At 40.4% G+C, this 22921-nt stretch carries 19 protein-coding genes and 5 pseudogenes; 16 read left to right on the top strand and 8 right to left on the bottom strand.

All coding sequences use genetic code 11. The features are described from left to right. Positions 1–187: 187 nt before the first annotated feature. From WDV75_RS11270 to WDV75_RS11255, 5 genes and pseudogenes are all read left to right on the top strand, one after another. Positions 188–418: an IS1-like element transposase gene (locus tag WDV75_RS11270; protein WP_338859806.1), complete on the top strand. Its 231-nt coding sequence runs from the start codon at positions 188–190 to the stop codon at positions 416–418. Between the two features lie 422 nt (positions 419–840). Continuing rightward, a pseudogene (locus WDV75_RS11265) lies at positions 841–2175 on the top strand (reverse transcriptase domain-containing protein). Between the two features lie 101 nt (positions 2176–2276). Continuing rightward, positions 2277–2369: pseudogene (locus WDV75_RS22125) on the top strand (IS1 family transposase); the annotation flags it as partial. Between the two features lie 112 nt (positions 2370–2481). Beyond that, positions 2482–3072 (top strand): TIR domain-containing protein, encoded by a 591-nt coding sequence (locus WDV75_RS11260; RefSeq protein WP_273559826.1) that lies wholly within the window; start codon positions 2482–2484, stop codon positions 3070–3072. After that, entirely contained in the window at positions 3072–4529 is a 1458-nt protein-coding gene (locus WDV75_RS11255) for an SIR2 family protein (protein WP_273559824.1), read from the top strand. The genes WDV75_RS11260 and WDV75_RS11255 overlap by 1 nt, the downstream gene beginning before the upstream one ends. A 460-nt stretch (positions 4530–4989) precedes the next feature. On the opposite strand, the pseudogene WDV75_RS11250 reads toward WDV75_RS11255, so the two are convergent. Then, positions 4990–5232 (bottom strand): annotated as a pseudogene (locus tag WDV75_RS11250) (integrase); the annotation flags it as partial. A gap of 29 nt (positions 5233–5261) precedes the next feature. Further along, positions 5262–5852 (bottom strand): annotated as a pseudogene (locus WDV75_RS11245) (IS1 family transposase). 12 nt (positions 5853–5864) lie between these two features. On the opposite strand from WDV75_RS11245, the gene WDV75_RS11240 reads away from it, so the two are divergent. After that, positions 5865–6359 (top strand): hypothetical protein, encoded by a 495-nt coding sequence (locus WDV75_RS11240; protein ID WP_273572360.1) that lies wholly within the window; start codon positions 5865–5867, stop codon positions 6357–6359. 346 nt (positions 6360–6705) lie between these two features. Next, the gene (locus tag WDV75_RS11235; RefSeq protein ID WP_273572359.1) at positions 6706–7056 is read left to right on the top strand and encodes a hypothetical protein; all 351 of its coding nucleotides are present in this window, start codon (positions 6706–6708) and stop codon (positions 7054–7056) included. Positions 7057–7121: 65 nt separating this feature from the next. On the opposite strand, the gene WDV75_RS11230 is transcribed toward WDV75_RS11235, so the two are convergent. Both WDV75_RS11230 and WDV75_RS11225 read right to left on the bottom strand, forming a co-directional pair. Further along, positions 7122–7352: a hypothetical protein gene (locus WDV75_RS11230; RefSeq protein ID WP_337927191.1), complete on the bottom strand. Its 231-nt coding sequence runs from the start codon at positions 7350–7352 to the stop codon at positions 7122–7124. 200 nt (positions 7353–7552) lie between these two features. Beyond that, positions 7553–8314 carry an IS5 family transposase gene (locus WDV75_RS11225; RefSeq protein WP_338802971.1) on the bottom strand — a complete coding sequence of 254 codons (762 nt, stop codon included), beginning with the start codon at positions 8312–8314 and terminating at the stop codon, positions 7553–7555. A gap of 148 nt (positions 8315–8462) precedes the next feature. Here WDV75_RS11225 and WDV75_RS11220 point away from each other — a divergent pair, with 148 nt between their 5' ends. The 8 genes and pseudogenes from WDV75_RS11220 to WDV75_RS11185 all read left to right on the top strand — a co-directional run bounded on the left by WDV75_RS11220 (position 8463) and on the right by WDV75_RS11185 (position 17679). Beyond that, entirely contained in the window at positions 8463–10619 is a 2157-nt protein-coding gene (locus tag WDV75_RS11220) for an efflux RND transporter permease subunit (protein ID WP_338859800.1), read from the top strand. 57 nt (positions 10620–10676) lie between these two features. Continuing rightward, positions 10677–11480: an outer membrane lipoprotein-sorting protein gene (locus tag WDV75_RS11215; RefSeq protein ID WP_273571284.1), complete on the top strand. Its 804-nt coding sequence runs from the start codon at positions 10677–10679 to the stop codon at positions 11478–11480. Positions 11481–11499: 19 nt separating this feature from the next. Next, positions 11500–12732: a hypothetical protein gene (locus WDV75_RS11210; protein WP_273571283.1), complete on the top strand. Its 1233-nt coding sequence runs from the start codon at positions 11500–11502 to the stop codon at positions 12730–12732. A 120-nt stretch (positions 12733–12852) separates the two neighbouring features. Beyond that, complete coding sequence (locus tag WDV75_RS11205) at positions 12853–14532, top strand: amino acid adenylation domain-containing protein (RefSeq protein ID WP_273571281.1); 1680 nt, start codon at positions 12853–12855, stop codon at positions 14530–14532. Positions 14533–14688: 156 nt separating this feature from the next. Beyond that, complete coding sequence (locus WDV75_RS11200; protein ID WP_187651824.1) at positions 14689–15066, top strand: VOC family protein; 378 nt, start codon at positions 14689–14691, stop codon at positions 15064–15066. 420 nt (positions 15067–15486) lie between these two features. Then, positions 15487–16803 carry a cation:proton antiporter gene (locus WDV75_RS11195; protein WP_273571278.1) on the top strand — a complete coding sequence of 439 codons (1317 nt, stop codon included), beginning with the start codon at positions 15487–15489 and terminating at the stop codon, positions 16801–16803. A gap of 180 nt (positions 16804–16983) precedes the next feature. Then, positions 16984–17276: pseudogene (locus tag WDV75_RS11190) on the top strand (IS1 family transposase). Further along, a complete protein-coding gene (locus WDV75_RS11185; RefSeq protein WP_273571276.1) occupies positions 17269–17679 on the top strand; it encodes a hypothetical protein in 411 nt (136 codons plus the stop codon). The pseudogene WDV75_RS11190 and the gene WDV75_RS11185 overlap by 8 nt, the downstream one beginning before the upstream one ends. A gap of 255 nt (positions 17680–17934) precedes the next feature. On the opposite strand, the gene WDV75_RS11180 is transcribed toward WDV75_RS11185, so the two are convergent. From WDV75_RS11180 to hxpB, 3 genes are all read right to left on the bottom strand, one after another. Next, positions 17935–19326: an L-cystine transporter gene (locus tag WDV75_RS11180; protein WP_273571274.1), complete on the bottom strand. Its 1392-nt coding sequence runs from the start codon at positions 19324–19326 to the stop codon at positions 17935–17937. 376 nt (positions 19327–19702) lie between these two features. Next, positions 19703–20296, bottom strand: a complete 594-nt coding sequence (locus tag WDV75_RS11175) for a metal-dependent hydrolase (RefSeq protein ID WP_189760969.1) — start codon at positions 20294–20296, stop codon at positions 19703–19705. 182 nt (positions 20297–20478) lie between these two features. Next, positions 20479–21144, bottom strand: a complete 666-nt coding sequence (gene hxpB, locus WDV75_RS11170) for a hexitol phosphatase HxpB (RefSeq protein WP_273571272.1) — start codon at positions 21142–21144, stop codon at positions 20479–20481. 207 nt (positions 21145–21351) lie between these two features. Here hxpB and WDV75_RS11165 point away from each other — a divergent pair, with 207 nt between their 5' ends. Further along, positions 21352–21909, top strand: a complete 558-nt coding sequence (locus tag WDV75_RS11165) for a YniB family protein (protein WP_273571269.1) — start codon at positions 21352–21354, stop codon at positions 21907–21909. A 114-nt stretch (positions 21910–22023) separates the two neighbouring features. On the opposite strand, the gene WDV75_RS11160 is transcribed toward WDV75_RS11165, so the two are convergent. Then, the gene (locus tag WDV75_RS11160) at positions 22024–22893 is read right to left on the bottom strand and encodes a fructosamine kinase family protein (RefSeq protein WP_273571268.1); all 870 of its coding nucleotides are present in this window, start codon (positions 22891–22893) and stop codon (positions 22024–22026) included. Positions 22894–22921 lie beyond the last annotated feature (28 nt).

Here is a 22921-nt window from a genome sequence, read left to right as displayed (position 1 = left end):
AGATTAATTACATAATTGCCTACTACTTATCACATAAATTAATATATTAACTATAATGTCGTTACTACCACAAATCAGAGGAGGTCAAAGAGCATGAAAAGGAAGCAGTGGACACCAGCATTATCACTGTTATGCCTGCCGTAAAACCTTTCAACTGAACTACACCTACCAAACCTGCAAACCTGGAATGAAAGACCAGATTGAGAGTATGGCAGTGAATAACGGCAGTATCAGAGACACCGCTCGTGTTCTGAAGGTGGGCATAAATACAGTGCTTCGCATGTTAAAAATTGAGCAAAAACAGTCAACTACAAGGCCTCTGGCGGGAAGTAAAAGCCAAATTATCTGTGAAATTGATGGTGCGCTGGGAAAAGCTGCACTGTTTCTTGCGGGTGAAAGTCCCGTCGTAGAAGATTAGCCAGATCACTACGTAGCGAGTCTTGCATCTCCGGCGGTAACAAAGGAGATGAAGCGTAGACAGCGAAACATTCGAGCCGAAACCAATAGGTGAACGTGATAACTCCGAAATTCACTGATTGTGTTGTGCCGATGGTATCGTCGAACCAGCAGGCAATAGTTTCTGAATGGGCACACTGGCGATTTTTTTTCCAGTCAGAAGCACACACCGGAGTCTCAGGCGTCGGCGAGTCTGTAGAGAACAGTGCGGAACCCAGGAGATCCTGACACCTCTCAAGGGAATGAGTATATCGGGCACAAGTGCCAAAACACAAGGCCTGAGAGATGGGTATCAGGAAGTCGGAGTCAGCCATAGTAGTAATGAAACGAGTAATGATCGCGGAGCGAAGGGCTGGCAGACAGATCGAACGTGAGAGGGAAACAATGACCGTACACAGCAACGACGGACAACCATGGTTAACAAAACTTGAGCGTATAGGCAAGAAATCAGCCTGTAACAAACAGCAAGTGTTCAATAATTTAGGGCATCTGCTGAACAGTGACATGCTGAAAGGACAATTCCTACGGCTTGACGGGAATAAAGCGGTAGGTATTGATCGCATGACAAAATCCGCTTACGGTGAACATCTTGATGGGAATATTCACAATCTCATCCTGCAAATACGCAGAGGGACGTATCGCCCGAAAGCCGCCAGAATCACGCAGATCCCGAAAGAGGATGGTAGTCAACGGCCACTGGCAATTTCGTGCATAGAGGACAAACTGGTGCAACTTGCGGTCAGTGATATTCTCAGCCAAATTTATGAGCCGCTGTTTCTGCCGTGTTCATACGGGTTTCGGCCGGGATTAAATTGCCATGCGGCATTGAAGGCACTACAACAGCAAACATACCGTAACTGGAATGGGGCGGTTGTGGAAATTGACATCCGACAGTACTTTAACACGATACCTCATATTGAGGTGATGAATTGACTGCGGAAGAAGATATCAGATCGCCGTTTCCTCAGACTCATCAAGGTCTTAATAACGGCACCCGTTATCGAGGATAAACAGATATCCGACAATGTGTGCGGATGTCCCCAAGGGTCAATCGTATCGTCAGTACTTGCCAATATCTACCTGCACTATGTGATAGATGAATGGTTTGATGAAATCAGCCGTTCACACATTCATGGTCGGGCAGAAATGGTCAGGTACGCTGATGATAGGGTGTTTACCTTTGAGTTCCTGAGTGAGGCAAAACGCTTTTATAAGATATTACCGAAACGACTGAGTCAATACGGTCTGGCGTTGCACAGTGACAAATCGCAATTAATTCCGGCGGGTCACGTAGCAGCAATGAGAGCTAACCAGTCTGGCGGACGCTTACCTACGTTTAACTTTCTGGGATTTACCTGCTATTGGGGGGTATCGCGAAAGGGTTTCTGGCGACTGAAGTTGACCAGTCGAAAAGACCGTTTTGCCGCCAAATTGAAGGGGCTCAGGGACTTCCTCTGGAAGAACCTGAATACACCTGACAAAAGGCGTGTTCTGACTATCGTCATCAGGGTTATCAAAGGCTGGATAAATTATCACGGTATTTCTGATAACCAGAGACGAGTCGGGCAATTTATCTACCAAAGCAAGCGGGTACTCTACAGATGGTTTAACCGGAAGGGAGGGCGTCGGGGGCTAACGTGGGAAAAGCTGACTCTGATCCTGAAAGTGCTGGGTTATCCTTCAAGCTGGAAAGTCCATTCAATGTTCAATTCTTGCTGAATAGGTGTGACGACTGGGATCTGTCGGGAGCCGGATGCGGTAGTTCTGCATGTCCGGTTCTGAGGAGGGATCTGCCCGGGTGACTGGGCAGGTCTACTCACCAACAATGGTCATTTGTCGGTAACAAGAAGAATCAGAGCTGGTTCTGGTATGCCTGGGAACCTAATGAGAAACAGATAAGCACATCGTGTTTTGTTAATGGATACAACTTCTCAATCTTCAAATAAATCTAACATTAATACTTGTTTTTAAGGCTTCGCAGCCCAACATGGATTTTATAAGTACAATAAAATCATGAGACTAACTATGGCAAAGCGAGTATTTTTCAGTTTTCATTACCAAGATGTAATCGATTTTCGAGCAAATGTCGTGCGCAATCACTGGAGAATGAAACCAAATAGAGAGCAAGCAGGTTACTTCGATGCATCTATCTGGGAAGAAGCGAGGAAAAAAGGCGATATTGAATTAAAACGTCTTATCAATGGAGGGCTAACAAATACCAGTACCACGTGCGTTTTGATTGGATCTCAGACTTACCTCCGCCCATGGGTTCGTTATGAAATATTTAAAAGCTTTAAACGAGAAAACAATCTACTAGGGGTTCACATCAATAGCATCAAAGGCAAAGACAGTACCACTAAAGAGCTTGGAAAAAATCCTTTTGATTATCTGGCTGTGGAGTGGAGTGAGTCAGGTAAAACAGTCACAATGCTTGAATGGAAAAATGGTAAATGGAATCCGTATACTCAAATTGATGGTTCGGCAAGCTACCGACTGGAAAATCTAGCACCTGTTGAATATCGAGGCAAATGCATTCAGCTATCTAAGCTTAAAGCTGTATACGACTGGGTGGAAAATGATGGTTACAACAATTTCTCTGATTGGGTGGAAGGTTAATGGCAAGTTTAAATAACCAACCTATAGATCTCTTTATAAGAGACTTCGTTAAAGAGCTTAACGAGAATAACGCCGCAATATTTGCTGGGGCAGGTCTATCCGTACCTGCTGGTTATGTAAACTGGAAGCGACTGTTAACCCCATTAGCTGAAGAGCTGGGAATCGATATTGAACGCGAACATGACCTAGTGAGTCTTGCTCAATATCACAATAATGCGAATGGTAGGGGAAAACTTAATCAGCAATTGATGGATGAAATAGGGGTAAGTCGAGAACCAACAATGAACCATAATATTCTCGCTCGATTGCCGATTTCAACATATTGGACGACTAATTATGACAAGCTTATTGAAAAAGCACTAGAGCAGGCAGGGAAAATCCCAGATGTTAAATACACAACTAACCAACTAGCGATAACTAAAAAAAAGCGAGATGCAGTTATCTACAAAATGCACGGTGATATCGACCATCCAGATAAAGCTGTAATAACGAAAGATGACTATGAACGTTACCAAATGTCATTTGGGCCTTTCATCAATGCATTAAGTGGTGATCTAATATCAAAAACATTTCTTTTCCTTGGCTTTAGTTTTACTGACCCGAATCTCGATTATGTTATGAGTCGAATTCGAATTCATTTTAATGAACATCAACGGCAGCATTACTGCATATTTAAAACATGTAGTCGAACAGACTACGACAATGACGAAGACTTTAACCATGCAGAGATTAAACAACAACTAGTCATTAACGATCTGAAGCGGTTCCAAGTTAAAGTTCTCTTAATCGACAGCTATGACCAGATAGCTACGATTTTGAGGCGAATCGAAATGACTTATCGATGTAATACCATTTTTCTGTCCGGGAGTGCTCATGTATTTGAACCTTGGACACGAACTAAAGTTGAAGGATTTTTGTGTAGATTAGGGCATATCCTGATTGAAAAAGGATATCGTATTTCATCAGGAATCGGTTTAGGCATTGGAAATGCTTTGATTACAGGGGCTATTCAGAAGGTATATCAAAATCACGGTGATAGTATTGCTGATCATCTAATAATGAGACCATTTCCGCAATACATCAAAGAGATAGATGAACGACAAAGAATATGGAAACAATACCGTCAAGAAGTTATTAGTTATGCTGGTATTGCAATTTTCTTCATGGGTAACAAAAGCGAAGGTGATAAGATCGTTGTAGCCGATGGATGCATCAAGGAATTTGAAATTGCACATAATCTCGGTCTTGTTGTAATTCCAGTTGGGGCAAGTGGTCATGCTGCACAAGATATATTTAAGTCTATTAAAGCTGATTACACAAAATACTATCCCCAAGCTGATGCAGCATTCTTGGCGTATATTGAACAATTAAACAACACAACAGACGATCCTGAAACTCTCTTATCAAGTCTTCTTGCAGCTATAGACCTTGCCTCAAAATTTCAAAAACAAACTTAATGTCTTACTATTCCATTATACGGATACATCAATATCCGTATAGTGCTTTGCAAGTGCGTTCAAAATTAGCCACAATCTATTATAAATTGAAAACCCATGTCCCTGACTGTAATACGTTCATTTAGAGTTGATACTACTTTCTCTAAACATTACGCTCTGAGATAATGGCATATTTTTGCCCTAAAGCGAGCAAAAAAACACATAGAAAAGTAAAGTTATTTAAATATACAGATTCAAGAAGCAAAAAAAACTCCGGGGCATAAAAGGGGGCATAAAATAAATTTATTAATATAACTTAAGTATATTCAATTAGTTATAGCATTTTACTAGTCCCGCCCTGGCACCAAATAAAAACTTGATGTAAAACATTGAGTTAGGGTTAGAAAAAGCCACCTTCGCGGTGGCTTTTTTCATGACACAAATCACATTCCTAATAAATTCCTAATATCCTTTCCTAATATTATCCCGTGTGTTGGCCGCCAACAACCGGAACCACTTCAATTTTTCTGTTGTATCTTGCGGTCTGGGTAATGTTTTTATGACCCGAAATTACCTGTTTTTCGGCCAGCGTACCTTCCAGATCGGAGATGCCTTTTGCCTTTAAGTCGTGAAAGGTGAAATTAAAATCCAGATGAGGAAATGCCTCTTTTGCGGCGGCTCTGGCTTTTTTCCAGCGGCTGTTAAAACCATCGCGGGTATATTTATGGGTCATGCTCCCAATAGTTAGATCTGTTATGAAAGATAGTATTCACGCTCAATGAACGTACCGACCACTTTGTCATGCATCTCTTCGGATTTGGAATAACCTATTGTCTTTCTATTCAGCCTCTTTATCCGGATACGAAGCGTAAGATTTGTTCTCTCAATACGTTGGGTAAATTTCTTTCCCGTGAGGTGTTTTTCTTTAGGCAGACAATCGTAAACGGCATAATCATCTGTACAGTAAAACCGGATAGTAAAAGGAGACAAGAGAGCCAGCAGCTTTTTCAACGTTTTCCTGCTGCGATCCCCAAACACATGTGCCACTACCCGCAAGCGGCAGCGTAGTTACTTGTCTTGGTGTGAGCTTTTTAATGTGCGAATGACGGTGTTAATGCCGACGTTCAGAACCCGAGCCGTGTCCCTAACACCGGCGTTATTCATGGCCATATCAATAATTCGCTCTTTCATACCGGGATGGCAGGCTTGATAGGTATAGTGCAGTTGGAAGGTTTTGCGACAGGCATAGCAGTGATAGCGAGGATGTCCAGTACGTCCTTTTCCATGCCCTTTAACCTCGTCTGTTTTATGACAGTAACGACAAATCACATCCACTTTAGCCATATCTCACCCAGAATAAAAAGTAGGGAGTTTATCACAAGATCTAATCATTGGGAGCATGACCCCGCCCCGCACCACAGCAGCGCGGTGTATGTGAAACGTAATATTTTGTACAACACCTTTATGCCTCATCGTTTGCTGAACCGCCAGACCTTCGATTCGTGGGCGCTGGATTTTCTGCTGTTCGGTAATTCCTATCTGGAACTACGGAAAAACCGCCTCGGCCAGCCGTACCCGTTCCCGACCGGACAGGTGTTCCACCTGATTGAACCGGATATTAATCAGGAACTGTACGGCTTGCCGGAATATCTGGCGGCGCACCGCGTCCCGCCCCCGATGATGGGCATTATCCCGCAGAACACTGGCGGCTTTGGGGATGTGGAGAAAGCGGCGAAAGTGTTTGTGCGCAATGAACTGCTGCCGCTACAGAGCAAAATGAAACAGCTCAATGACTGGCTCGGGGAAGAGGTGATCCGGTTTGAGCCTTACTCGCTGGATGGGGACAGTTAATCCTTATTCTTGCTTACCCTGATGCAGTGACTGTCTGTGAAGGCGGTCATTTTTTTACCTAAAAAAAGATGATTTCAAATAGAAATAATGTCATTATGAAATTAGCACTCGGCATAGCCAATAACCCCCGCCGCGCCTGCCCACTAAATGCAGTGCTTTTTATGCACCTGCACGAGATCGTTTAAAGCGCGCCAGTGCTGGGGCTTGAAGAGGTATGAGATCCTTGTTTGATCTTGCGGATTGGTGCACAGAATGGTGAGTTTTATGCAAGGGAAATATCGTTTATATTTCATTCAAAAACGGCAACTGTTTTACTGATATTACATTATAGTTTGCAGGAGGTTTTATGGATCGATTACACACAACTAATAAGTATATTAATACTTTTATTGACTCAGAAAGGGAAAATTATAAAACCAATTGGGAAAATAATGCTTTTAGGCATGAAATCGTTCTCAAAGACAATCGCGGTATCACTTCCTGGGGGCTCGCTCCTCAAAATAATATTCCCCGTTTAGTTGTAAAATATAATGCCTTTGGCGACTTAGATGAAATATTCTACCGTCGGTCCTACTCGTTAGGCGTTATTGTGTTACTTCAAAACGATATGTGGTCTGACATTGCCTTAAATCAACTCCCCAGACACATACAAAATGCTGTCCACCGCGTGAGACAGCATTGGGCACTCGAACACTAACGCAGATTTAATGCATTTCCCATCCTGCCTATCATTGACGGGATTGAACACCATTCCGTGACATGTCACAATTTTACTTCATGCCAGCCTAAAGTTGCCCAACAGGCTGAATCACCAGACAGGCAGCATTCTGTCACCGGAAGTGCATCACCACATTTTTGACATTGCTGCTCTGCCAGTGTTTCCATTGTTTGACGTAATTCCGCGTCATCTTTGCGGATAAGTAACGTGAGGTATTCAACTACGTCATAGGGTTCGCGCCCCGGTCTTCTCAGTTCACAATTGAGTTTCAGCATGTCCAGCTCTTGAGCAGAACATCGCCTGCTGAACAATTTTACCTGATGACTGTATAAAAGATAACCTCCCCACCATTACTCCGTTTGGCCTCCGTTAATGCGACAGAACCACTGGTGAAGGGTTACTTCTAGATGGCATTTATTTTTAGTAACATGCTGAATGAAAAAACTAGGGGCTGTTGACGTTTTGAGTTCACCATTTACTCAACCCACATCGGTAACCATATAATGACAAACGCCAGTGCCAACATACTGGCGTAATTTCGCGCCAATTTATCGTATCTTGTCGCAATAGCTCGAAAATGTTTTATTCTGGCAAACGCATTTTCGACCAAATGCCGATAACAGTATAAAACTTCATCAATACTTTTATCGGGTTTTCGGCTATTTTTTCGATAGGGAATGACCGTTTTTGAACCTTGTTTTTCAACGAAATCTCTGAAAGTACCGCTATCGTAACCTTTATCCGCGATCACAAAATCGGATGCGGGTGAATGGGTGACCAAACTTTCTGCATGTACAATGTCGTGCGTTTGACCCCCTGACAGCTCAAAATGGACAGGCAAACCATAACTGTCTACGGCCAAATGAATTTTAGTCGAACGTCCACCTCGACTTTTACCGATGGCTTCATCTTCTGTTGAAGCTGCCCCTGAGCTATGTTGATGAGCGCGGATAATACTCCCATCAATGAATAACCATTCGGTGTCTGTATTTTCAGATAACAATTTGAATAATAATTCAAAAACACCTTTCTTTGACCAGGCGTTAAAGCGCTTAAAAAGCGTATTCCATTTGCCAAATTCATCGGGTAAATCCCGCCACGGACATCCCGTTCTCATTCGATAAAGGATCCCTTCGAAAGTCAGGTAATGCGCGTCTTTGTGGTAAATACATCCATGTTGTTGCATTAATACAGCTAGCGTATTCCATAAAGATTTTGATAACATTGTTCTTGGCATGATGAGCTGGGGTAATGGTTTTTTCGCGAAGACAATGATACCAGATCATCATGCTGTTCAAACTTCCCTCCACGAAACGTCAACACGCCCCAGTAGTTATAAAGTTTTTTTTAGCCGGGAAAACCCATTTTTGAATGCGTATGAGTCAATGCAGAAGACTTATAGTAATGGTGATAGTGCGTTGATTGTACTGGCACCAAAGGATGGCAATGTTTTCAGTAAACAGTTTCTTTCTATAGTTGAAAAGTTAACAGAAGATGCCTGGCAAGTTCCAAATGCGTATCGTGTTGACTCTATAACTAATTTTCAGGTCACTAAAGCAGATGATGACAATCTGGAAATCAGGAAACTGGTTCCTGATGCGGCAAAGTTAACAAAACATGACTTGGTGGAGATCAAAAAGACAGCGTTGGATGAGCCTTTGTTAGTCAAACGCATCATTTCTGAAAATGGTGATGTGACCGCAGTAAATGTGTCAGTACGCTTGCCCGATGGAGACGACAAAATTGTTGCTGAAGTCGCAGGGTATGTGCGTCAACTGAAAAACCAGTACACACAAATGTATCCGGATATTGATATCCACCTAACGGGTGTGGCAATGATGTCAAATGCCTTTCCTGAAATCAGCATTAAGGAAATGTCAACAACAATACCTATTGTATTTCTGATTGTACTTATTCTGACTTTTATGGTGCTGAGATCGTTTAGTGCAACTTTTGTTGTATGTTTGGTGATTATTTTTTCCATCATTGCGGCATTGGGTGCAGCCGGATACATAGGCATAAAACTGACTCAGGTTTCCGCCAATGTGCCGATCATTGTCATGACGCTGGCGGTTGTTGACAGTATTCACATTTTAGTGACTGTGATTCACCGTATGAAGCAGGGGGATAGCAAACATGACGCAATCAGGGAAAGTTTGCGGGTTAATCTCTCTCCGGTTGTGATTACCAGTGTGACCACTGCTGTTGGATTTTTAGGTCTGAATTTGAGTGATGCGCCACCTTTTCATGATTTGGGTAATATGACGGCAATAGGTATGGGAGCCGCACTGTTTTATGCCTTATTTTTACTGCCTTCACTGATTGCTGTTTTACCTGTCAGAGTGAAACCTGGTATCCAGAAAACGCAGTTATCCATTGCATTTCTGGCGAATTGGATTATCGATAACAGGCGAAAACTACAGTTTGGTACAGTGGCGTTCGGGCTTGTCATGCTGGCCTTTATACCTAGACTGACGGTTGATGAAAACTTTGTTAAAAACTTTGCCAAAGGACTTGAAATCAGGGATGACTCTGACTTTACCCAAGATCATTTAACGGGACTTTTCAATATGGAGTTTTCGTTAGGAGCAGGGAAAGAAGGTGGAATCAATGAGCCTGAATATATGGCAAAAGTGGATGAGTTTGCGAATTGGTCACGTGCTCAACCGGCTGTTATGAATGTCAATGTGATCACTGACACCGTGAAACGCATCAACCGAAGTATGAATGGGGATAATGCCGCTTACTATAAGTTACCGACAGACAGAGAGGCCATTGCTCAGTACCTCTTGCTTTATGAAATGTCTCTTCCTTTGGGGCTGGATCTTAACGACCAGATTGATGTCAGACGTTCTGCAACCAAAATGACGGTAACTTTCTCTGATTTAAGTACCTTTGAAATGCAAAGGACAAAAGAGGCTCATGAAAAATGGCTGATCAATAATGCGCCTTCATCCATGCATACTCATGCTGCCAGCGCATCTTTAATGTACACCTACCTGATGAACACCAATATTAAAGGGCTATTAGTGGGTACTGTGATCTCGTTTCTGATTATTACACTCTGTTTAGGCATTGTTTTTCGTAGTGCGAAATATGCATTGATTAGCATGCTGCCGAATATATTGCCCATTTTTATGGCCTTCGGCTTATGGAGCATTATTGACGGGGTGGTGGGGCTTGCAGCGGCAACCATCGCAACCATGACGTTAGGTATTGTTGTCGATGACACGGTTTACTTTGTTTACAAATACCTTCGCGCACGTCGTGAACACAATATGTCGCCAGAGGACGCCGTACGCTATGCCTTCTCAACGGTGGGGACTGCTCTGCTATCAACCAGCATCATTTTTATCTGTGGTTTCGGCTCGATGGTGCACTCAGATTTCTTAATGAATGCCCAAATGGGGATTTTTACCGTGATGACGGTGATTTTTGCCCTCTTGCTTGATTTCTTTTTATTGCCAACGTTGTTAATAGCAATAGACAGTAAGAAAAATAGACCTTCCGTTCCTGATGAACCCCTGATGATAAAAATATAACGATATGGCGTTGTTGGTATTAAACGAATAATTAGCATGTTTTTAGGAGAACATATAATGAAAAAATGCGTTGTCGGAATAAAAGGATTATCGTTGGTCTCTCTATTTATTTTAGGTTTATTCAGTTTCCCTACATTAGCTTCGGAAGAACGGGGGAAAAAAATTCTTCAGGAGGCTATCGCCAGAGATAACGGTTTCGGTGATACGATCACTGATCTTAAAATGACGCTATTGAATGCAGAAGGCCAGGAAAGTTATCGTTATTTAAAGATTAATACGCTAGAAGTGACAGGGGATGGAGACAAATTATTAACTTTTTTTGAGCAGCCCAGAGATATAAAAGGAACCGCTTTATTGGCCTTTACACATTTAGATCGGGATGATGAGCAATGGATATATTTGCCGGCGTCACGACGGGTAAAACGTATTTCTTCCAGCAATAAATCGGGATCTTTTATGGGAAGCGAATTTGCCTATGAAGATTTGGCCTCTGAAGAGATAGAGAAATACAAAATGTACAACTATCTGGGGGAAAAACCGTGTGGACAACAATTCTGCTTTATTGTTGAGAGAAAACCCGTTGATAAAGAATCAGGCTATGTCCGGCAAATCGTGTGGATAGACAAAGAATTCTACCGGTTTATCAGAATTGATTATTACGACCGCCGTAATGCGCTATTGAAAACAAGAACATTCGACGACTATCAACTTTATATGGATAAGTACTGGCGTTCTTTAAACATTACGATGAAGAATCATCAATCGAACAAAATAACGAAATTATCTGTGAGAAATATCCAATTTCAGGCTGGCTTAACCGATCGGGATTTTGATATTGCTGCCTTGAAGAGAACGAGATAGTGCTCGGAGGTATATTTTGATGCGGTCAATAATAAGGACAAAGGGGCGCGTTATTTCACAGCTGATCAGCGCGTTGGCCGTGTTCATTTGTTGGAATGTATCCGCTGGAAAACTCGATGTTTCTGTCGGATGGGAACAGCGGGTTTTCTTTGAGAAGGGTTTATCAGATAAGCAGGAAAGGGAAAGCCATTCCTTTCAGGTCGGAGGCAAATACTTTACAGAGTGGGATGACGGTAAACAGCACGTCGTTATGGATGCACTGTACCGAAAAGACTCCAGCAGCAATAACCGAGAGCCTTTTGAGCCACGAGATTTATATTGGGGGTATATCCATAATTCGTGGGAACTTTATGCGGGTTTCAGAAAAGTATTTTGGGGCGTGACAGAATTTAGTCACCCGGTAGATATCATTAATCAGTCAGATTTGGTCGATGATCCTTTTGGAAATGAAAAACTTGGTCAGCCAATGATTAATTTAACCAAAGTAAATGACTGGGGTATTTTTGATCTGTTTCTGCTTACTGGATTCAGAGAGAGAACGTTTCCCGGTCACAAAGCAAGGTTACGTGCCGAATTAGATGTTGACACGCGCAATACCGTTTATCAGTATGCGAATAAAAAATCAAAGCTGGACTTTGCTGTACGCAGCCATCATACATTCGGTAATGTTGATTTAGGATTATCCTACTTTAATGGCACTGAACGTACACCGGAGTTTGTTTTAAATAACCATCATCAATTGGTTCCCTATTATGGGCAAATTCAGCAGATTGGATTGGAATACCAATGGAACATTAATAATTTGATTGTTAAATGGGAAGAAGGGGCTTATCGGCAAAAAGATCCTCATTTTTCGAGAAGCCCTAAAACATCATTTTTAGTTTATTCGGGTGGTTTGGAATATACCCATTATGGAGTTTTGGGTAGCAGTACTAATTTGACTTTTTTTCTGGAGTATATGAAAGATACCCGTAATAAATTTTCAGATACACCTTTTGAAAATGATGTTTTTGCCGGTGTTCAATTTTCTGCCAATGATGAACAGGACTCAGCTTTGTTTTTAGGTGTAACTCAGGATATGCGCTACGGTTCCAGGACATGGATATTTAATGGCAGTCGCCGATTGGGAGATAATTTCAAATTGTCATTGAATGGCGCCATTTTTGAAAATTTAAATCCCGAAGAGCTGTTATATGGCTTCCGTAATGAAAGTTATATTGGAATGAAATTCATCTATTTCTTTGGTATCTAAATAGCGTTTCAAAATGATAGGCGTATTCCTTACCCCGCGCGACGCGCGGGGTAAGGAACGCCAATATCTGATACTCTCAGTATTATGAAAACCTATTTAGCATTCATTAAAAGGTTAAAAATGGATAAAGAAAATTTTCTGAATATGTCTGAAAGACATCAACAAAAAGTATTATCGCAATTACTTGGTTTAAGTTCTTCTCAGAATGATTCTGAGGATCTGGATGAGCGATTAACCCAGCATGATTTGGATAATATTTCACTGATTTCATGGTTTGAATCAATCGTTGAACACCATGATGAAAAAACAGCATTGGTATTAAATCAGGAGAGAATGAGTTACGGTGAGCTGAATAGGAGAGCAAATCAAGTTGCCCATTATTTAATTAAAAAAGCACCGGAAAGCAAATGTATAGGTATCTTTTTAGAACCCTCCTTTGAAATGGTGATCAGTATTATAGGGATATTAAAAACGGGTTACGCCTATTTGCCAGTGGATATTAATAATGCCGGTGAAAGAATAAAATCCATTCTTAATGATGCAAAACCGGATATTGTCATCACAAAATGTTTATATCTGAAAACGCTATCCGGCTTTTCAGTTGAGACTTTTTGTTTTGATAGTGATTATCCGGCACTTTTACCTTCATGGGCAGTAAATCCGGAGAAAGAGGTTAAAGGCATACAATGGGCTTATGTTATTTATACCTCGGGTTCAACGGGAGAACCCAAAGGCGTGCCAATCGCACATTACAATGTGGTTCATCTTTTTCGTGCGGCAGAGAAGCTGTTTGACTTCTCGGATAAAGATGTCTGGACCTGTTTCCACTCGATAGCATTTGATTTCTCCGTTTGGGAAATTTGGGGGGCACTTTTGAAAGGAGGAACGCTGGTATTGGTGCCTTATAATATCAGTCGGAATCCGCCAAAATTTTATGAGTTATTGGTACGTGAAAAAGTCACGGTATTAAATCAAACACCAACGGCATTTAGGTTACTGATTCAAACTGATGATTATATGTCAAACAGAACAGAACCTCTTAGCTTGCGATACGTTATTTTTGGTGGAGAAATGTTGAATGTATCGAGCCTCCGTCAATGGATAGATAAGTATGGGTATGAACAACCTGCATTAATTAATATGTATGGTATTACCGAAACTACAGTGCATGTGACTTTTCATCAGATTAAACCCGATGATTTGGTCAGTAATATAAGTCCGATTGGTTTGCCTTTACCAGGTGTGATCATCCATTTATTAAATGAAGACGGTCAACCAGTACAAGAAAATCAAGCTGGAGAAATGTATATTGCAGGTTTAGGTGTTGCCAATGGCTATTTAAATCGGCCAAAGTTAAGTCGCCAGAGATTCATTCCTAATACCTTTGATAAATCATCTTTAAATTTATATCGTACTGGTGACCTTGCTCGATATAAGGAAAATGGGGGGTTATATTATCTGGGGCGTATCGATAATCAGATTCAAATTAGAGGTTTTCGGGTTGAATTGGGTGACATCGAATCTGCAATGCGAAAATTAAGTTTTGTAAAAGATGCTATTGCTACAACCTATCGACAGGACTCTAATGACTTAAAAATTGTTGTATTATATCAATCTAACACCGCTGATAATATTCAGCATAAAGAGATCAGACAGTTATTAAAAAAATACCTTCCTGATTATATGTTGCCTGATTTTACAGCAAGCGTTGTGGAATTTCCGATGAATAAAAACGGAAAGTTGGACTTAAATCAGATTGGATGGGGTAAAGATGACATAAATGACAATAGTGTAATTTAAACTTATAGTGATTATATCGATCAGATATTACATTAAGATTATCCCTGTTCTATTTTCATCATCAATTTATAGAGTGGAGTAATTAATTGCGGTTTTTGCTGGCCTCTAATAAAATAAATTTTGATATCTGTAAAAATAGAACATGGGGGAGTAAAAATGATTGGTTATATCACATTGGGTACGAATGATTTTTCCCGTGCAGCCGCATTCTACGATGAGCTGCTTGCCGAATTCGGTGCCCAGCGTGTCATGGAAACACCGGCTTTTATCGCCTGGGGCCCGAATTTTAACATGACGAATTTGTGCATTATTAAGCCCTTTGATGGCAATCCGGCAACGGTGAGTAATGGGGGAATGATCGCGCTCAATATTGATAGTCAGGAGAAGGTCGATAAAGTGTATAACAAAGCAATTGCTCTTGGAGCAACGGATGAAGGAAAACCGGGACCTCGTGGCGAGCATGGTTTTTATGCCGCCTATTTTAGAGATCTCGACGGTAATAAATTGAATGTCTTCTGTATGTTACAGGGATAATCTCTCTTACTAAGATGCACACAGGCAACTATAATAAAGTTGCCTGAGATAATTAACTTAAAAGTAATCAATTATTATTTATCCTTAGTCATCATAATTGAAATATATTAAGGTACTCCCCAATATACTTTTTTAATGGCTAAGTTAAGTTTATTAGGAAGAAAGAAATATTTAATAAATATCAGAGATAATTGTATAGATAAATAGTGATAACGATATAAATAATCTAAATGTGGCGTGCATTTTAAATGCCAAATTAATTTTATTTATTGTGTGTGGCTCTGTTTATTAAAAAAGAGAGGCGAATAATTACAGTTACAAGCGCTGGCTGGGTTTCTATATGTCTTCAATAATGGTTTATTTATGAATGAATGGCCTTGGGTCTTTCATTCCATTTAACATTAAATGGAATTTATTGATATGAATGAAAAAAGTAATACGCTCATTGACACATTGGTCAATGAGGGGGCGTCGGTTGTTCCTTCTTCAGCTGAAGATATTTTATTTAGATTGCTCTATCAGTTAATTATTATTTTTATTGTTACACGACTCTTTGTTTGGATTAGCCGCTCTTTTTTAGGGCAAACCGCCGTTGCAGGAGAAATATTAGCAGGTCTGGTTTTAGGACCAAGTGTGGCGGGCGCATTCTTTCCGGAACTGATGGGAAGTATTTTTCCAAAAGAAAGTTCAACGATTTTTATCGGTATTGCCCAGATTGGACTTATTTTATTGATGTTTGAAATAGGGCTTGAATTTGAATTCGGAGAGAAACTAAAGAAGAGTCGATTTTCGGTCGCTGTAATAAGCATTGCGGGTGTTGTTTTGCCTTTTACGGTGGGTTTCTTTTCTGCTGAATGGATATGGAACTCGATTGCAGCGTCTCGTCCCGATAAAACAGCTTTCCAATTATTTTTTGCTTTAGCACTATCGATTACGGCTATTCCTGTGCTGGGAAGGATTTTTATGGAGTTGGGATTGGCTCACACGCGAACAGCCGCTTTAATCATCGGAGCCGCCGCAATTGATGATATCATCGGCTGGATATTGTTGGGCGCTATACTGACGCTCTTTGTCTCCAATTATCAGTTTGATCAATTTATGTTTAACATGTTTGGCATAGTTATTTATATCATACTGATATTTTTGATTGTCAGACCACTTCTGCGTCGTTGGCTTTCTTCGAGGTTAAAAAAAGAAAAACGGCTCAGTCATCCCGTTATGGCTTACATGATCATTGTTCTGTTTTTATCTGCCTCTGTAACAAGTTACCTTGGGATCTTTGCTCTAATCGGTAGCTTTGTTATTGGTATCATATTACATGACAATAGAGAGTTTGTTGTACGTTGGAAAGAAAGCATTGGTAGCTTGGTACATGTATTTTTTCTCCCTATATTTTTTACGTACACAGGACTTCGTACAGACATTGGTAGCCTGAACGGTTCCGATGAATGGATGATATGTCTATTGGTCTGTTTAGTGGCATTTGCGACAAAGTTTGGCGGAACCTACATTGCAAGTAGATTATTAGGTGAAAATCGTCGTATTGCGGCAACTATTGGTGTTTCAATGAACACAAGAGCGCTTATGGAACTTATTGTTCTCAATATTGGTTATGATTTGGGAATTTTACCGCCTAATATTTTTACCATGCTCGTTATTATGGCTATTTTGAGTACGTTTATTACAACGCCTTTGATCCGTTGGTTTATGGGGGAGACAAAAAGTATAAGGAATTAAGCTGTGATTATTTAATTTCAGGTCTAAATAGTTTTTAAAAATGGTAGGGGAATCAAAGAATCATGGTTCCCCTCCTCTTTGCAACATTTATTTTTGATGAATTTTTGGCTTGATCCGGATTTAAAGGGGCATGCACCCAATAATTAGATGTTGTGGTAAGATCCCCGTTTTTTATGGTAGGTGAGATATGGCGAAAGACATGGAAAAGGCAGCAGTAGTCATCAGTGTTATCACTGCTACGCCTGCCATAAAACCTTTCAATTAAATTACACCTATCAAGCCTGCAACCCCGGAGTAAAAGCACAGATCGTTAATATGGTGATAAATAATGGGGTCGTTTGTCGGTAACAAGAAAAACCCACGTTGGCTCTGGTATGCTTGGGATTCTGAACGAAAAACTGTTATCGCGCATGTATGGCTATTCCAAATCCGAAGAGATGCACGACAAAGTCATCGGAACGTTCATTGAGTGAGAATACTATCTTGCCGGATGATCTAATTTTTGGAAGCATGACCGTTTTCCTTTCTAATTATTGGAAGGACGATGTTGACTCAGTGATAATACGTCACCGCAGAGCGAATGATTCTAGTAAAGAAGAACATATGCGTTTAGATAATGTTGGTATGTTTGAAGCACATAGATTTGTCATGAATATTGTTTATGATGTAAGCTTCTTTTTTCCTGATTTCGATTATTGGTGGATAATGTTAACGACAAAAAATCTGCGTGTATATACAATAAAAAGTAATTTCTATTGTAATATCTCCCCAAACGATAATGGGGATGTGTTGCTAACACTTAGTAGTGATACCATGTATCTTTATGTAGAATTGTCATATTCTACTAATTGTTTGCAGTCTATTTATGAATTATGAGTTTAGTTAATAAATACTTCAGTAATAGTGTTAATTTTTATTTAAAAATCGTTATATACACATTAAACTTCAAGTTGTAATTGACAACACGCTATGAAACCTGATTTCTTCCCACTTCACGGGAAGAAACCACACGCATCTTGAAGTTAGATTGGTATATTAAAACTAAAAATCAAACAAGCTAACGAATAAGGCAGTTAATATACCTGCCTTATTCGATAAAAATATATTATATTTACTAATTCTTATTTTGAATTAAGATTGATTTAATACCACGTCTTCGTCTTGTTCAAATACTTCTTTATTCGTTTTTCTCATCAATTGACTGGTGATAGTCCCTGCTGTCATAGCGCCATTAACATTTAATGCTGTACGTCCCATATCAATCAGAGGCTCAACAGAAATAAGCAGTGCCACTAAGGTGACAGGTAAGCCCATAGCAGGTAAAACAATCAATGCAGCAAATGTTGCACCACCACCAACACCAGCAACCCCCGCAGAGCTGATAGTCACAATTCCCACAAGCGTTGCAATCCACAATGGATCAAAGGGATCAATGCCTACAGTTGGCGCTACCATCACTGCCAACATAGCTGGATAAATGCCAGCACAGCCATTTTGCCCAATAGTCGCGCCAAAAGAAGCGGAGAAGCTGGCAATAGACTCAGGTACACCGAGGCGACGAGTTTGTGTTTCGACATTCAAGGGAATACTTGCAGCGCTTGAACGACTGGTAAATGCAAATGTCAGTACAGGACCTGCTTTTTTAAAGAATTTCAGAGGATTGATACCCGTGAATGCCAAAAGTCCGCCATGTACTACAAACATCAGACCAAGGGCAATGTAGGAAGCCACAACAAAACTACCTAATTGAGTAATGTCATGGATATTGGAGCTGGCGACAACTTTGGTCATTAAGGCCATTACACCGTATGGAGTGAGGCACATAACTAACCTGACCAGTTTCATTGCCCATGCTTGCAGAGTATCAATGGCAACGAGAGCCAGTTTACCGCGTTCCTGATTATCTTTAATCATTTGTAGCGCAGCGATGCCTAAAAATGCCGCAAAAATTACCACACTAATAATAGAAGTAGGGCGTGCTCCCGTCAGGTCAGCAAAAGGATTTTTAGGGATAAAGGAGAGAATGATTTGAGGCACACTCATATCTGCAACTTTGCCAATATAATTGTTTTCAATTGCTAATAAACGTGCAGTTTCTTGCGTGCCTTGAATGAGTCCTGCTGCACTTAGCCCAAATAAATTGGCAATGACAATACCGATTAAAGCGGAAATTGCTGTAGTGAACAATAATGTACCAATGGTGAAGAAGCTGATCCTTCCTAAGGAAGATGCTTTGTGTAAGCGGGTAACGGCGCTTAGGATCGAAGCAAAAACCAATGGCATGATAACCATTTGTAGCAGTTGTACATAACCATTACCTACAATATTGAACCATTTAATTGACTCTTTTACGGTAAGATTATCTGCTCCATAAATGATGTTTAGTGCCAGTCCAAAAACGACGCCCACGACTAGAGCCACAAGAACTTTTTTGGATAAGCTCCATTTATTTGAGTTCGTTTTTGCTAATAGAATAAGCAGTGCTACAAAAACGAGCACGTTGATGATGAGTGGTAAATCCATCTCTAGTCTCCAAAAATTATATACTCTTTCTATTTCGAGCTGCGGTATGTAGTTTGGAATATAGATTTATTCCAATTTGAATCTATCGCCTACGTACCCTGAAATGCTTAAAGTGAAATATTATCAGTATAAGAAGTTACTTCCTTATAATTAAATGGAATTTAATATAATTATTTTTCACTAGCTAGTGAAATTGATTATATATCTTAATCTATCGGTGTTGGTTTATTGCTCAATTGCAACTGTTAACTTTGTATCTTACTGAGTTAAAGGTTTTTGTAAGGTGACAGGAAGTGAATAAAAATGATTGATATTTTGCAGGCAACCCCATTTTAAAATGGGGTTGCGGTATTTGCTGTATGTGAATATTGAGCAGTTATTTGTAGAGATTCTGTAGCTTATCGATAGGTAATTTATCAAACTGTATTTTGTTAAATTGTAAGCTGTCGAAATAGCGTGCGAATGAGAAATCGATGTGTTGTGGAAGGATAATAGCGATAACTACTATCAGTACGGCAATAAAACGTTCGGCTTTTTTACGTTCCTTACCTCTAAGAATAGGTAAGCAAAAACGTATTCTTAGCGGCCATAACAGTGGGATACCAGCGGGAGTAAGCATATCAGCAATAAGATGACTGATATAACCGATAACCATTGCATGGACAAAGTCAGTTGGAATGGGCCAACTAGACGGTATTTCAGTCTGGAATAGGGTAACCCCCACAAGCAGTGCTAATAAACTATGTGTAAATCCACGATGCCCACATAATCGCGCGATTGGAATGGATATAAAGCGGAACAATCTGCCTAAGGTTGAACTTGGATGGTCGATATCTGGTAACAATGAAGCCAGAAGTACGCCGGGAAGCATGTGTAACCAGTCTCCCTGTGCTATTTCTGGTGTGATTTCTAGCTGGTGAGCCAATACAAGGCTGGCAACGGAAAAAAGAAGATGCCCTTCTGCTGTCATAACGATTTATACTAATTATTTATGCTGATTGCTGTTTATACATACAGTGAGGCAGTATAGAGGGTTTTGTCTGAGGAAGATAGAGGGTAACCAGGAAAATTTTGAAACTGTGTCTTGGTTGGTTGAGGAGACAGCTGATATTTGCGCTGCCTTATACGAGAAATAGGGCAGCGCAGTGGCTATTAAGTAATATTTTCTATTGTTAATTTTTCCAGCGAATTCAGTTTAACGTCAGCCAATGACCAGCGGGGATCATCAAAATGGTGGGAGGCGGGGACGACGATTGAGCGCATTCTTGCTGCTTTGGTTGCGATCATACCGTTGAATGAGTCTTCTAATGTAAGACAGTTAGTTGGGTTGACTCCAAGTTGACTGGCTGCCAGCAAATAAACTTCGGGATGTGGTTTACTGTAAGGTAAGTGTGCAGCAGAAACGACAACATCAAAGTAGTGTCGTAGGTTAAACAATTCGAGCACTTTTTTGATCATCTCATAGGGTGAGGCGGAGGCCAGACCAATTTTTAACCCACGTTCGCGACAGAGATTTAAAGCATGTTCTACTCCAGGCAGTAAGGGACGGTTTTTTTCAACTGACTGAACTACGTAATCGATGATACGTTGTTCAACTTCACTTTTAGAGGCACCTTGCCAGGGTGATGCTTGATACCATAACTCAACAACGTGATCGATTCGTAATCCCAATGTGTCAGGTAGGTTTTTGGCTAAATTTAAATCCAGTCCTAGTTCACTGAATACGCTTTTTTCTCCCTGTGCCCAATAAGGTTCAGAATCAATCAGTAAACCATCCATATCAAAAATAGCAGCTTCCATAGATAAACAAAATGACATCTCAAATCTCTCCGCGATGATAACAGTGATTAAAGAAGTTTGATTGTAACAATTCCAATAAATTAAATCTCGTTATGGGTGATAGCAAAGAAAGAGATAGTTTCATCAGTAAAGTAAGAGATTGACTCCGTAAATAGGATTAAAGTTGGTTCTTTATGAGCTATCATTGACTAAAAAATAAAATTATTTATGCCAATGGAGAATGTCATGACGTATCAACAAGCCAGATATATTGCTATCGCTAAGCGAATTTTGGGCTGGATTATTTTTGTCCCCTCCCTGTTGTCAACTTTTGTCTCAGTGATTAATCTAGCCGCAGGGCAGCATGGTGTTAAAGGTGACGGTATTGGAGGTGGTGGAGTTAATGCTGTCTTGAATGATTTTCTTCAGATGATGACAGAAATGATTAAATTCAATACACCATTTTTGGATTTTTTCTGGAAGCATTCTCCAACCCCTGAGCGTGTTGCTGGCATAACTGGGGAGAATATCAGCTTTTTTGTCATTTATATGCTGATGTTTGTGGGGCTGGCAATGAGTGCATCTGGATTGAGAATGTATCGTCAATTTAAATTCGTCAAAGAACGTATTGAAGATCAAATGGTCTTTGAACACGCGCAGGAGAGTGGAATAACTAAGGAACAATTGGAAGCTAAAATTGCGTTCCCCTCTCATTCTTTATTTAGCCAGATTTTTATCCTTTACATATCACCAATCATTATCGGTGTAATTGCGTACTTCTTATTTAAATTTTTAGGATGGTAATGCGATAGTTAATAACACGGCAAGGATGCTCAATGTCACGTTGGGGTTAATATAATAAATTTTATCTTTTTTTGAATCATTGGACTATTATCAATAATTAAATATTAAGTTCTCTTATGTCTGCTCAGATAAAATTTTATCAATTATCTTTTGGATTAGAATAAAATTCTCTCCTCCGAAAAGATTGCATCTATTTAACAAATAGTAAAGTTGGTAAATGGGTTGACGTTCAAGAAAATCTTTAGGCAATGGCCAAATACTTTGGTAACCATCAAATATTTGCAAAGGAAGATCTGGGTAAAGTGGCAGCATCGCCAGATCGCATTCGCGATCTCCCCAATAGCAGGCAGGATCAAAAGTGACGGCACAATTATCGTTCAATGATGCACAGTTCATGGGCCATAGATCGCCATGCAGGAGAGAGGGTTGAGGGTGATGATTGTGCAGTCTATCGCTGATTACTTGAACAATTTGGTTAATATCTCCAAACACCATCCCGTTATCAGCGGCAAGTTGCAGTTGCCATCCAATGCGTTTTTCGGCATAAAAATGGGCCCAACGCTTTTGCCATCCGTTAGGTTGTATGGTCGTTGCCAGCATGTTATCAAAATCAAAACCGAATTTAGGTTGTTCGCTCCATTGATGTAGCTTCGCAAGGTGTTGACCAAAAAGATACGCACTGTGTGGGTTAAAGGGTTTTATGGGCAAATGTTCCAGTAGCAGGAAGCTATAGTTGCGGTCGTGACCTACACCATAAACGTCGGGAACTCGGGTTGTTTTGCTGCGAGCTAATAATTCCAGTTGCTCTGCTTCTGCTTTGAAAATTGGCAGCATTTCTTTCACGTTGGATTTGATAAAGATATGCTGTTCACCATATTTAACATGCCAGGCGCGGTGAATATCTCCTCCTGTCAATTCCTCTTTATCGTGAATTTCAGCATCACCAAAATGCTCACTTAATAGTCGGCTCACTGTTTGCCACATGTTTCACCTCATTAAGTTGACAGTTGCT

The organism is Xenorhabdus griffiniae (assembly GCF_037265215.1).
Lineage (GTDB): Bacteria > Pseudomonadota > Gammaproteobacteria > Enterobacterales > Enterobacteriaceae > Xenorhabdus > Xenorhabdus griffiniae.
This window is presented reverse-complemented; position numbering and strand designations above follow the sequence as displayed.